Annotated in this window: 12 protein-coding genes; 6 read left to right on the top strand and 6 right to left on the bottom strand. The window is 43.9% G+C overall.

Annotated elements, in window-relative coordinates:
* Positions 1-467: 467 nt before the first annotated feature.
* A complete protein-coding gene (locus OH460_RS19665; protein WP_269999231.1) occupies positions 468-1,226 on the bottom strand; it encodes a Nif3-like dinuclear metal center hexameric protein in 759 nt (252 codons plus the stop codon).
* A 114-nt stretch (positions 1,227-1,340) separates the two neighbouring features.
* On the opposite strand from OH460_RS19665, the gene OH460_RS19670 reads away from it, so the two are divergent.
* Positions 1,341-2,099, top strand: a complete 759-nt coding sequence (locus tag OH460_RS19670) for a DUF1853 family protein (RefSeq protein ID WP_269999232.1) — start codon at positions 1,341-1,343, stop codon at positions 2,097-2,099.
* Positions 2,100-2,217: 118 nt separating this feature from the next.
* On the opposite strand, the gene pgm is transcribed toward OH460_RS19670, so the two are convergent.
* Both pgm and seqA read right to left on the bottom strand, forming a co-directional pair.
* A complete protein-coding gene (gene pgm, locus OH460_RS19675; RefSeq protein WP_269999233.1) occupies positions 2,218-3,864 on the bottom strand; it encodes a phosphoglucomutase (alpha-D-glucose-1,6-bisphosphate-dependent) in 1,647 nt (548 codons plus the stop codon).
* Positions 3,865-3,958: 94 nt separating this feature from the next.
* A complete protein-coding gene (gene seqA, locus OH460_RS19680; protein ID WP_017061953.1) occupies positions 3,959-4,498 on the bottom strand; it encodes a replication initiation negative regulator SeqA in 540 nt (179 codons plus the stop codon).
* A gap of 93 nt (positions 4,499-4,591) precedes the next feature.
* On the opposite strand from seqA, the gene OH460_RS19685 reads away from it, so the two are divergent.
* The 3 genes from OH460_RS19685 to fldA all read left to right on the top strand — a co-directional run bounded on the left by OH460_RS19685 (position 4,592) and on the right by fldA (position 6,272).
* Positions 4,592-5,353, top strand: a complete 762-nt coding sequence (locus tag OH460_RS19685; protein ID WP_269999234.1) for an alpha/beta fold hydrolase — start codon at positions 4,592-4,594, stop codon at positions 5,351-5,353.
* Between the two features lie 108 nt (positions 5,354-5,461).
* Entirely contained in the window at positions 5,462-5,680 is a 219-nt protein-coding gene (locus OH460_RS19690; RefSeq protein WP_004737900.1) for a DUF2788 domain-containing protein, read from the top strand.
* Between the two features lie 58 nt (positions 5,681-5,738).
* Complete coding sequence (fldA, locus tag OH460_RS19695) at positions 5,739-6,272, top strand: flavodoxin FldA (protein WP_004737899.1); 534 nt, start codon at positions 5,739-5,741, stop codon at positions 6,270-6,272.
* Positions 6,273-6,382: 110 nt separating this feature from the next.
* On the opposite strand, the gene OH460_RS19700 is transcribed toward fldA, so the two are convergent.
* On the bottom strand, positions 6,383-6,889 hold the full coding sequence (locus OH460_RS19700; protein WP_004737898.1) for a DUF4442 domain-containing protein: 507 nt from the start codon (positions 6,887-6,889) through the stop codon (positions 6,383-6,385).
* Positions 6,890-7,096: 207 nt separating this feature from the next.
* On the opposite strand from OH460_RS19700, the gene fcrX reads away from it, so the two are divergent.
* Both fcrX and OH460_RS19710 read left to right on the top strand, forming a co-directional pair.
* Positions 7,097-7,546 (top strand): ferric iron uptake transcriptional regulator FcrX, encoded by a 450-nt coding sequence (gene fcrX, locus OH460_RS19705; RefSeq protein WP_004737897.1) that lies wholly within the window; start codon positions 7,097-7,099, stop codon positions 7,544-7,546.
* 42 nt (positions 7,547-7,588) lie between these two features.
* Entirely contained in the window at positions 7,589-8,218 is a 630-nt protein-coding gene (locus tag OH460_RS19710; RefSeq protein WP_269999235.1) for a pilus assembly FimT family protein, read from the top strand.
* Positions 8,219-8,299: 81 nt separating this feature from the next.
* On the opposite strand, the gene glnS is transcribed toward OH460_RS19710, so the two are convergent.
* Positions 8,300-9,967, bottom strand: coding sequence for a glutamine--tRNA ligase (glnS, locus tag OH460_RS19715; RefSeq protein WP_061034161.1), 1,668 nt, complete (start codon positions 9,965-9,967; stop codon positions 8,300-8,302).
* 302 nt (positions 9,968-10,269) lie between these two features.
* Positions 10,270-11,826: an N-acetylglucosamine-specific PTS transporter subunit IIBC gene (gene nagE / locus OH460_RS19720; RefSeq protein WP_032498767.1), complete on the bottom strand. Its 1,557-nt coding sequence runs from the start codon at positions 11,824-11,826 to the stop codon at positions 10,270-10,272.
* Positions 11,827-11,928 lie beyond the last annotated feature (102 nt).

Genomic DNA, 11,928 nt, shown 5'->3' on the forward strand with positions numbered 1-11,928 from the left:
ACATCGACGGATACAAATTTATAGGTGCTCGTTATACCTAAGAGCGAGGAATGAGCGAGTTGGGGATCTTATTCAACGATTAGATAGCCCAAAGAGTTTCCCTACTCACTCCTTCGTCAGTCTAGGGAATGACGGATTCGGATATGACTCTTTAACGCTCTGACTCGCGCATAACATCGACAGATACAAATTTATAGTTGCTCGTTATACCTAAGAGTGAGGGACGAGTGAGTTGGGGATCTCATTCAACGAATAGATAGCCCAAAAAGATTCCCTACTCTTTCCTTCGTCAGTCTAAGGAATGACTATAGGAGCAAACTATGCCGTCATCCCCAAAAACGAGGGACGAGTGAGTTGGGGATCTCATTCAACGAGTAGATAGCCCAAAAAAATTCTCTACTCCCTCCTTCGTCAGTCTGGGGAATGACGAACACTATTTGCTCGTATCCCTCATCTAGCATCTGTTTTTACACTGGATTATCGATATCGATAAACTCAACATCCAAGCCGTGCTCTTTTGCTAACCACTCACCTAGTGCCTTCACGCCGTAGCGTTCTGTCGCATGGTGACCTGCAGCAAAATAATGGATGTCTTGCTCGCGAGCCGAGTAAGTTGTGCGCTCAGAAATTTCACCAGAGATAAATGCGTCGATACCTTGAGAGGCTGCAAGTTCAATGTAATCTTGACCGCCGCCAGTACACCAACCTACCGTTTCAATCATTTTATCTGCGTTTTCAGGAGCAATATGTAGCGGCTTACGATTCAGTACTTGATCAATTTTTGCCGCAAACTCAGCACCGGTCATCGGTGTCTTTAATCTACCAAACATAGCAACCGATTGTGGGTGCCCTTCCAAGCCACCTTCTACTTCAATATCAAGCAGTTCAGCGAGTTTGGCGTTGTTACCAAGTTCAGGATGGATATCGAGAGGTAAGTGATAACCCAAAAGGTTAATGTCATTCTTAATCAGAGTGCGAATGCGTTTGCCCTTCATGCCACGAATTGCCTCTGACTCACCTTTCCAAAAGAAACCGTGATGAACCAACAAAGCATCAGCCTTTAGCTCAACCGCTTTATTAATCAAAGCTTGCGAAGCCGTTACACCAGTGACGATGCGCTTGACCTCAGGAGCACCTTCAACTTGAAGGCCGTTTGGGCAGTAATCTTTAATCTGCTGTGGCTGCAGTTTTTCGTTCAGTAGCTTTTCTAACTGTAAGTTATTCATTTTTATTTCCAGCTCACCTTTATAATAACGTCGTTATATCAATTTACGGGTAGAATGTCGAAAGCCCTGCCCTCTGTTTATTAAGAACAGATGACTAAAGTTTACGAGGAACCGATGACTGAACTGCAACGTTTTTACCAATGGGTGATTTGCTCACCACCACTACTGGAAATCAAGCCGCCCATTTCTGATCTCAGTGTATTCTCAAACCACCAAGCACTCGACGAGTCACATATTTATAATGGTAACCCTAGATTAGGTTTCCTCTACCAACACTTATGTGAACAAGTCATCATGACTTCGGATAATTATTCAATCAAGCACGATGAGATTCAGATTAATGTTGAGGGACGAACACTTGGCGCAATCGACTTTATCCTGGAAGACACGAGCAGCCAAAAATTAGAACACTGGGAAGTGGCAATTAAGTTTTACCTACTTCATGAGCAAACATGGTTTGGTCCCAATTCTCACGACCAATTGGACAAGAAGCTCGATAGGATGCTCTGCCATCAACTTGGTATGTCCTCTTCAAACGCCTGTGTTGAGCAGTACCCGGAGATCGATGTCGACTCAAAACATCTTCTGATGCAAGGTCGCCTCTATACCAACCCATTTCTAGAACAAAATATACCTACAGAATGTTTGGGCTACAGCATTAACCCAAGCCAAGTAAATGGATTTTGGTGTTATCAAAATCAGGCTCACTTGATCACCGAAACACTCTATCCTCTAAACAAAGAGCAATGGGCCGCAGGAACGGATGATTTCAGCGGTGAACCTATCACCGAATTTGGTGACCGCTTTGTTCACGGGCAAACTAAGTCTGGTCAATTCTGGTTTGTGATGCCACAAAGTTGGCCACACGGCTAATCCATTCGTCATTCAACTGACTTAGTCTAGCCACTTACTCACAGACAAATAAAAAGGGCTGATGCTTTCACATCAACCCTTCGATTATTTGCTTTATAACTCTATGAATCGTATTCGATTATAGACCTGCAGCGGCAAATACTTGGTTAACAATCTCTTGAGCTTCTGCTTCGATTGCTTTTAGGTGCTCTTCACCTTTAAAGCTTTCACAGTAGATCTTGTAGATGTCTTCAGTGCCTGATGGACGAGCAGCGAACCAACCGTTCTCAGTGGTCACTTTAAGGCCACCAATCGCAGCGCCATTACCAGGAGCATGCGTTAAGCGAGCAGTAATCGCATCGCCAGCAAGCGTTTCAGCAGAAACCATCTCTGGAGATAGCTTTTTCAGCACGTCTTTTTGTGCGCCATTTGCTACCGCTTGAATACGGTTGTACTTAGATTCACCGTGTTTAGCAGCCAGTTTTTCGTAGTATTCTTGTGGGTTCTTACCTGTAACGGCTGTGATCTCAGCAGCAAGTAGGCAAAGAATTAGGCCATCTTTATCTGTTGACCAAGGCGTACCGTCTTTACGTAAGAAAGATGCACCTGCACTCTCCTCACCACCGAAACCAAACTGACCGTTGTAAAGGCCATCAACGAACCATTTGAAACCAACTGGCACTTCACAAAGTTCACGACCTAAGTCTGCTACTACACGGTCGATCAATGCGCTTGATACCAAAGTTTTACCAACAGCAACCTCTTTACCCCAACCTTCACGGTTACGGTATAGGTAATCGATACAAACCGCTAGGAAGTGGTTTGGGTTCATTAGGCCTTTAGGTGTAACAATGCCGTGGCGATCGTAATCAGGGTCGTTACCAAACGCTAGCGCGTATTCATCTTTAAGTGCAAGCAAACCTGCCATTGCGTATGGCGAAGAACAGTCCATACGAACCACGCCATCTTTATCTAGAGACATGAATTGGAATGAAGGGTCAACCGCTTCACTTACCAAAGTAAGATCTAGGTTGTACGCTTTACCAATTTGACGCCAGTAATCAATACCGCTGCCGCCCAGTGGATCAACACCAATTTTGATGTTCGCTTTCTGGATCGCTTCCATATCAACCACGTTCACCAAGTCAGCAACGTATGGAGCAACAAGATCGACTTCTTTCACTAACTCAGACTGTTTAGCCTGTGCGATAGGAGTGCGTTTTACACCTTGCATTTGCTCAGCAATGATCACGTTCGCACGGTCTTCAATCGCTTGAGTCAATTCAGCTTCAGCAGGACCACCGTGTGTCGGGTTGTATTTGATACCGCCATCTTGAGGTGGGTTGTGTGAAGGTGTGATAACGATGCCGTCGGCTTTTTTGTCATTCACTAGGTTGTGCGTAAGAATCGCATGCGAGATACCAGGTGTTGGAGTAAAGCCGTTGTTTTCTTGAATAATAACTTCAACACCGTTCGCTACAAGTACTTCGATTACCGTAGAAAATGCAGGTTCAGATAGCGCGTGCGTATCTTTACCTAAGAAAAGCGGGCCTGTTGTACCCTGCTCAGCACGCACCTCAGCCACTGCTTGTGCAATCGCTAAAATGTGGTTTTCGTTAAATGTTGATTTGTCTGCTGTACCGCGGTGACCTGAAGTACCGAATAGTACCTTGTGATCTGGGTTAGTCGCATCCGGTTGCTGTAAGAAATAGTTAGCCACTAAAGCCGGAATATTATGAAGATCTTCCTGCTGAGCTTTTTGCCCAGCACGAGGGTGCATAGCCATTTTTCGACATCCTTATATATATAAAATTTAAAAACAAAAAAACCTCATAATATCTTCTTATCCATGGATATTATGAGGTTTAAATCAGATTTCGTTAAATTGAACCTGTTACTTTTTCAATCAATTCTGCTTGGAAATTCATGCGGCTCATAAGCTGCTCAACCATCTGTCTTTTGCGGCTAGTATTATTATTTGTAATAACCCAAAAAGGACTTTGTGGAATGGCTTTAGGCTTAGTCGTGTTACCGTTTGCTAGTAACGTCGCTTCGTTGTCTGCAAAGTAAACACGCTTGCGGCCTTTCACTTGAGTTGCTTCTGAAAAGCTTAAAGGGTCGATTTTATGCAGTGTTGATAACACCAGCATGAAACGATCAATGGCTTTCTTTAATGATGCAAACTCATCTGATATTAGTAGTGAGCGCATTTCTTTAACGCCATCGAACTTCTCTGGAGTAAAGCCTACCTCTTTGCTAACAACGATACCTTTCGGCTCTACGATCTCTTCGATCGGAGCCATGCCTTGGCTATCAACCTGTAACAAGCGGCGCAGAATATCTGAAGCGCTTTCGCCAATACGTTCTGTCTGACCCGCAATAAAACGGTATAGGTCCTCATCAACCTCAATTGTTTTCATTCGCTTTTCACAATCTCAATGTTTAAACTCAGGGGGATTATAGCGAGATCCGCGCGGATACTCTACGTCAAACCCACCATGAATAAGATAAAAATGTCAGTACAGCTCAACTATAAAATCGAAGGTGAGGGTCACACCATAGTTTTGATCCATGGATTATTCGGTAATCTGGACAACCTAGGCTTGTTAGCCAGGGATCTAAAAACCGATCATCAGGTACTGAGTATCGATCTTCGTAACCATGGACAATCCTTCCACAGTGATACCCATAATTACCAAGCGATGGCACAAGATGTCGCTCAACTGTTGAAAGATCTCGAGCTGAATGACGTCACTGTCATTGGTCACTCGATGGGCGGAAAAGTTGCTATGGCGCTAACCCAACACCTAGAGCTGCGTAAACTGATTGTATTGGACATGGCACCAGTCGCTTACACCCAAAGCCGTCACGACAACGTATTCGCAGGCCTGCAAGCAGTAATTGAAGAAAAGCCAGGATCTCGTGCCGAAGCACTTAAAGTGCTCGCCAAACATATCGAAATAGACGGTGTTCGCCAATTCTTAACAAAATCACTATTCAAGTCAGAAGAAGGCATTATGGAGTGGCGCTTTAACGTCGCTTCGTTACTGAGCAACTACCCACACATTATTGGTTGGGAACCGATCGACAAAACCTCAGTCAAAACCTTACTAATAAAAGGTGGGGATTCGGACTACCTCACGGCTGAGCACCAAACTGCGGTCCAACAGCAATTTTCTAACGCAAAGGCGCACGTTATTGCGAATACCGGCCACTGGCTACACGCAGAAAAGCCAGCTGAAGTGCTGAGAGCAATTCGAAAATTCATCGCTTAAGTGCGCTTTTTCATGCAGATAAATGAGAGCTGAGTAATCACTGCACATTAACTTTATCTCGCAACAGTGATATAGTGCGCCCAAGCAAAATTGGTATATAAGGTTCCCATGCTTTACGACTACATGAACATCATTGAATCTGTTGGTTTAGATCTCCTATTTGCCGCGATTTTCTTTTTGATCGGTATGGCAATTAAGGACGTTCTCAAGCAAGGAAATGTTCCTCCATTTGGTCGTCGCATTGTGTGGTTAGTACTTTTCCTTGGCTGTGCAGGTTTTATCGCCAAAGGGATAATCCAACTAAGCTGGGAAGGAACTGGGATCTAACGATTCCCCTCCGAACTTTATTACACCGACAACAGACAAAATGAAAGGTAATGATTCTATGGCAAGTGTAGGTCTCTTCTTTGGTAGCGATACAGGTAACACTGAAGCTGTTGCTAAGATGATTCAAAAGCAATTGAGCAAACAGCTCGTTCACGTTCAAGACATTGCAAAAAGCAGCAAAGAAGATATCGATAACTTCGATCTACTGCTGCTTGGTATCCCTACGTGGTACTACGGCGAAGCACAATGTGATTGGGATGATTTCTTCCCAGAGCTAGAAGCTATTGATTTCTCAACTAAGCTTGTTGCTATCTTTGGTTGTGGTGACCAAGAAGATTACGCAGAATACTTCTGTGATGCTATGGGTACTATCCGTGACATCGTTGAAGCGAAAGGCGGTACTATCCTAGGTTACACTTCTACTGAAGGCTACGAGTTCGAAGCATCTAAAGGTCTAGTTGAAGGCGATGACAGCCAATTCGTTGGTCTATGTATCGACGAAGACCGTCAACCAGAGCTAACTGATGAGCGTGTATCTAACTGGGTTAAACAAATCCACGAAGAGATGTGCCTAGCAGAGCTTGAAGACTAATTCTCTGGTAGTTGTCCATTGTTACAATTAGTGACAACTCTCTAGATATTAAAAAACCTCCTAATTGGAGGTTTTTTTCTATTTGTCTATATAAGTTCTGTCTGTCTAAATTAGCACTCTGCTTCTAGTGCTTCGTCATCATCTCTGAATTGTGGCTTCTTTCTGACATAAAGCGTACGCTGAATTTCTGAAACCACATTACCCTGTTTATCTTTGACATAAATTATAAACTCAGGAAAACACTTCTCACCAAGTTGAGTCTGACGGTAGATTTCGTCAAGCTGACCTTGGCTTATTTCAAAGTCTGCATACAAATCCGACTGACCAGGTTTGATGAAGTTAATGCTCGCCTCTTTGTCCCACACATAATACCTTTCACCTAAAATTCCCATTAACATCAATGAGTAAACAGGATCCGTGAGGGAAAATATGCTACCGCCATACTGAGTACGATTGGCATTTTTATTCCACCAGCGTAACTTAAGCACTGTTTTTACTACCCTAAAATCCGAACTAATATGGGCTATCTTTATCCCTGCTCCCCAAAATGGAGGCCAAATATTAAGAGCGAATTTTACGATGTTTGGTTTGTATATTTTTGCAAGTTGCTTATTCATAACAACATTCCGTGTTCATATTAGAATTACCGCCACCCTGACTGGTCGTACCTCCACTATAAGTGAGATACTTCCAATTTACAAAACAGATTGTGATGTTGATTAGTAACCCTTTGAAGTTCGTGGTTTATTGTTATGCCTGACTAAACTATAATGGTATTAATATTGAATTCTGTTAATTGCTGCAGATCATCAACAGGAAAGTATATGTCAGACAATAATCAAGCGCTAAAAGATGCTGGTCTTAAAGTGACCCTCCCAAGGCTCAAAATTTTAGAAGTATTACAACAACCAGACTGCCAACATATTAGTGCTGAAGATTTATATAAAAAGCTGATCGACTTAGGTGAAGAGATCGGGCTTGCGACCGTTTATCGAGTATTAAACCAATTCGATGACGCTGGCATTGTAACTCGCCACCATTTTGAAGGCGGTAAGTCTGTATTCGAACTTTCAACACAGCACCACCACGATCACCTAGTATGTCTAGATTGTGGCGAAGTTATCGAGTTCTCTGATGACATCATCGAAGAGAGACAAAAAGAGATAGCGAAGCGTTACAACGTTCAGCTAACGAACCACAGTTTATACCTTTACGGTAAAAGCATGACGGGTGATTGCAAAGGTAACCCAGACGCGCACAAACCGAAAAATTAAAAAAACGCTGACTTCGGTCAGCGTTTTTTATTTGTAGCTATCATGAACGACTCATACAGAAAGCGACCGCATATAAAAGCATTTACCTTGATAGAGCTACTGGTTGTGATTGTGATCATAACCGTGCTTTCTGTTATTGCACTTCCTCGCTTTTTAAATCTGCAAAGTGATAGCCGAATTGCTATTTTCAACGGTGCTCAGTCTCAGTTTCAAAGTGCGATTACGTTTGCTCACAGCAAATGGCTTGTGAATGGCGGCGGTAATTCAGAAATGAACGACCTACCTGGCTTTGGAGAAGATGCCAACGGCAACCCTCAATTGGATATGAATGATGAAGGCTACCCTTTAGGTGTCGATAAAAACTCTCCGATGGGCGCTCCCTACAATATAGGTAAAGGTCATCAAGGGTGTGTCGCTATTTGGGACGCGATCATGAATACCGATCTAACCGTCACAACAGATAGAGATAATTTTGATGGATTCGATTTTGTCTCACGCCGCCAAAACCTAACCTTTTTAACTAAAGAGGGTGGCTCAGAGACCGCTCAAGCACTTTGCTACTACATCTATACCGCAGAGGGTCACCACAGAAACCCAGACAGAGCGGAATACGTGTTTTGGTACAACTCCCGCACTGGAGAAATCACAAATTCTCGACCTGAAGATATCTGATATCACATAAGCAGGATATACAGTGACAAAAAAACCGACACTAGGCCGGTTTTTTATTAGATAACTTGTTAGCGTTAGCAATTATGCTTCAGCTTTACCCCAAGTATCACGTAGGCCAACCGTGCGGTTGAATACCAACGCATCTGCTTTAGAGTCTTTTGAATCGACACAGAAGTAGCCTGTACGCTCAAATTGGAAACCTTGCTCAGCAGCAGCCTCCGCTAGGCTAGGCTCTACAAAACCGTTCAACTTAACCAGAGACTCTGGGTTGATCGTTGCAGCGAAATCATCCGCAGCAGCTGGGTTTGCAACAGTGAATAGACGATCGTATAGACGAATCTCAGCTGGCAGTGCTTTATCAGCAGATACCCAGTGGATAACACCCTTCACTTTGCGGCCATCTGCCGGGTTCTTACCTAGCGTTTCGTCATCGTAAGAACAGAAGATAGTTGTAATGTTGCCTTCTGCATCTTTCTCGATACGCTCTGCTTTAATTACGTAAGCACCACGTAGACGAACTTCTTTACCTAGAACCAAACGTTTGTACTTCTTGTTTGCTTCTTCACGGAAGTCATCACGCTCGATCCAAACTTCACGAGTAAACGGTACTTCACGAGTACCCATTTCAGGTTTGTTCGGGTGATTAGCAACCGTTAGTGTTTCTACCTTGTCTGCATCGTAGTTTTCAATCACAATCTTAACCGGGTCTAGAACAGCCATTGCACGTGGTGCATTTTCGTTCAAGTCATCACGGATACAAGACTCAAGTGAACCGAACTCAATCATGTTCTCTTGTTTAGTCACACCGATACGCTTACAGAACTCACGAATAGACGCGGAAGTGAAACCACGACGACGTAAACCAGAGATAGTCGGCATACGTGGGTCATCCCAACCTTGAACTAGGTTTTCAACCACAAGTTGGTTTAGTTTGCGCTTAGACATCACCGTGTATTCAAGATTCAGACGGCTGAACTCGTACTGACGAGGTTGGCAATCGATCGTAATGTTATCTAGAACCCAGTCGTACAAACGACGGTTATCTTGGAATTCAAGAGTACAGATAGAGTGCGTAATACCTTCCAGCGCATCAGAAATACAGTGAGTGAAATCGTACATTGGGTAAATGCACCATTTGTCACCTGTCTGATGGTGGTGAGCAAAACGAACACGGTAGATAACAGGATCACGCATTACCATGAATGACGAGCTCATGTCGATCTTGGCACGCAGACACGCTTTACCTTCTTCAAAGCCACCGTCACGCATTTTTTCAAATAACGCTAGGTTCTCTTCAGGGCTGCGGTCGCGGTATGGGCTTGCTTTACCTGGCTCTTTTAGCGTGCCACGGTATTCGCGGATCTGCTCAGGACTTAGCTCGTCAACGTACGCTAAGCCTTTATTAATTAATTCGACAGCATAAGCGTAAAGCGTATCGAAGTAGTTTGATGAGTAACAAATGTCACCAGACCATTCGAAGCCTAACCAGCTTACATCATTCTTAATTGACTCAACGTATTCAACGTCTTCTTTTTCAGGGTTTGTATCATCGAAACGAAGATTACATTGTCCCTGGTAGTCCTGAGCAATACCAAAATTCAAGCAAATAGATTTAGCGTGACCGATGTGCAGGTAACCATTTGGCTCCGGCGGGAAACGAGTATGCACGCTACTGTGTGTACCATCCGCTAAATCTTTATCAATAATTTGGCGAATGAAATTCGATGGACGAGCCTCAGCTTCACTCATCTATAGCACCTCTATGTATTTAGTATTGTCAGAGAAAGTTATCTTTTATCTCCTAGCCAAGCGCCACTTTTAGCGTCAGCTCTAGATAGAAAGATCATTGTTGCTAATCATCCACAATTCTTCGCCTTTGCACAATAAGAACCGTCCGTTAATTACGATTATTTCTGCTATTCGATGAAGAATAGAACGAACCGTATCCCAAAGCCTTAAACTGCAGATACAAAAAAGCCTCCCATATGGGAGGCCTTCAATTTGACACTTACTTGAGAGTATTAATGACTGCTCAGTTAAGTACTTCCTTACTATGGAAGTTTTACATCAGATAGGTCTTCACCTGCGCCGATAGCTTTCATTTCGCCAGCTACGATTTCAGCAAGTGGGCCTAGGATAACTTGTAGGTTGTTTTCACCTAGCTTCACAACACCTTTAGCACCTAGCTTCTTAAGAACTGCTTCGTCAGCAACAGAGCGGTCTTTAAGAGTTAGACGTAGACGTGTGATACAAGCGTCGATTGAAGTTAGGTTGTCGTGACCACCTAGAGCTTTCAGGTATTGACGTGCAAGGTCGCCTTTTGGAGCGTCACCAGCTGGAGCTGCAGCTTCTTCGTCATCTTCACGACCTGGCGATTTCAGGTTGAAAGCGCGGATTGCGAAAGAGAAAGTGAAGAAGTATAGAGCACCGAAGCCAAGGCCGATTGCTAGAAGTACTAGAGGTTTAGTTGCTAGACCCCAGTTCAATACGAAGTCGATAAGACCAGCAGAGAAACCGAAACCGTGCAGAGTACCAAACATGTTAGCAACAACTAGAGACAGACCAGTGAATACTGCGTGCATTGCGTATAGAGCAGGAGCTAGGAATACGAACATGAATTCTAGCGGCTCTGTGATACCAGTTAGGAATGAACAGAATGCTACTGAGAATAGTGCACCACCAACTTGGCTACGTTTTTCAGCAGGAGCTGCTAGGTACATTGCAAGTGCAGCACCTGGTAGACCGAACATCATTACTGGGAAGAAACCGTTCATGAATACGCCTGCACCTTTATCGCCACCGAAGAAACGGTGTAGGTCGCCAGACTTAACAGTGTCAGTAACTTCTTTAACAACAGTAGTGATTTCTGGAGTTACAGAGTTAGCGAATGTGAATGTGTGCTCTTGGCCAACAACTAGAGTTTTAGCTAGAGATGGGTCAACACAAAGTTGAGTGATGTTAGCGAATGCGCCTTGACCAGCAACGATGATTTCTTGACATGTACCCATACCGAACCAGAAGTACGAGTTCAATACGTGGTGTAGACCTACAGGGATAAGTGCACGGTTAAGAGTACCGTAAACGAATTGACCGATAGCGCCAGACGTTGATACTGCGTGAGCCAGTGCGTCTAGACCAGATTGAACACCAGGCCAAACCACACCAGATACAGCACCTGCAACAAGTGCAAATAGACCAGCCATGATTGGTACTAAACGTTTACCTGCGAAGAATGCCAGCCACTCAGGAAGGCGTGTAGCATGGAAAGCGTTGTAAGAGTGACCCGCGATGATACCTGCGAAGATACCGCCGAAGAAAGACATGTTAACGTCAGCGTTAATCGTTGTCGCTGTCGCTGTTAGAACGAAGTAAGCAACTGCACCAGCAAGACCCGCTGCGCCGTTACCGTCTTTAGAAAGACCAATCGCGATACCTAGACCAAATAGCAATGGTAGGTTACCGAAGATAGCACCACCAGCTTGCGCCATGAATGGAATATCAAGTAGATCGCCTTGACCTAAACGTAATAGAAGCGCCGCAATCGGAAGCGTTGCGATAGGTAGCATTAACGCCTTACCTAGCTTCTGTGCATATCCTAGAATATTCACCAGTTGTTTCCCCCTATAGGATTTTTTAGAATTCGTTTGAGAAACTTATTTTAGTCGCTCAATTTAGTCCTATTCAGTGTATTCAATTAATTTTGCTCCGCA

Source organism: Vibrio sp. Makdt (assembly GCF_027587015.1).
GTDB lineage: Bacteria > Pseudomonadota > Gammaproteobacteria > Enterobacterales > Vibrionaceae > Vibrio > Vibrio chagasii_B.

Coding starts and splice junctions, on each gene's coding strand:
- OH460_RS19665 (WP_269999231.1), bottom strand. CDS start 1,226: ATGAATAACTTACAGTTAGAAAAGCTACTGAACGAAAAACTGCAGCCA.
- OH460_RS19670 (WP_269999232.1), top strand. CDS start 1,341: ATGACTGAACTGCAACGTTTTTACCAATGGGTGATTTGCTCACCACCA.
- pgm (WP_269999233.1), bottom strand. CDS start 3,864: ATGGCTATGCACCCTCGTGCTGGGCAAAAAGCTCAGCAGGAAGATCTT.
- seqA (WP_017061953.1), bottom strand. CDS start 4,498: ATGAAAACAATTGAGGTTGATGAGGACCTATACCGTTTTATTGCGGGT.
- OH460_RS19685 (WP_269999234.1), top strand. CDS start 4,592: ATGTCAGTACAGCTCAACTATAAAATCGAAGGTGAGGGTCACACCATA.
- OH460_RS19690 (WP_004737900.1), top strand. CDS start 5,462: ATGCTTTACGACTACATGAACATCATTGAATCTGTTGGTTTAGATCTC.
- fldA (WP_004737899.1), top strand. CDS start 5,739: ATGGCAAGTGTAGGTCTCTTCTTTGGTAGCGATACAGGTAACACTGAA.
- OH460_RS19700 (WP_004737898.1), bottom strand. CDS start 6,889: ATGAATAAGCAACTTGCAAAAATATACAAACCAAACATCGTAAAATTC.
- fcrX (WP_004737897.1), top strand. CDS start 7,097: ATGTCAGACAATAATCAAGCGCTAAAAGATGCTGGTCTTAAAGTGACC.
- OH460_RS19710 (WP_269999235.1), top strand. CDS start 7,589: ATGAACGACTCATACAGAAAGCGACCGCATATAAAAGCATTTACCTTG.
- glnS (WP_061034161.1), bottom strand. CDS start 9,967: ATGAGTGAAGCTGAGGCTCGTCCATCGAATTTCATTCGCCAAATTATT.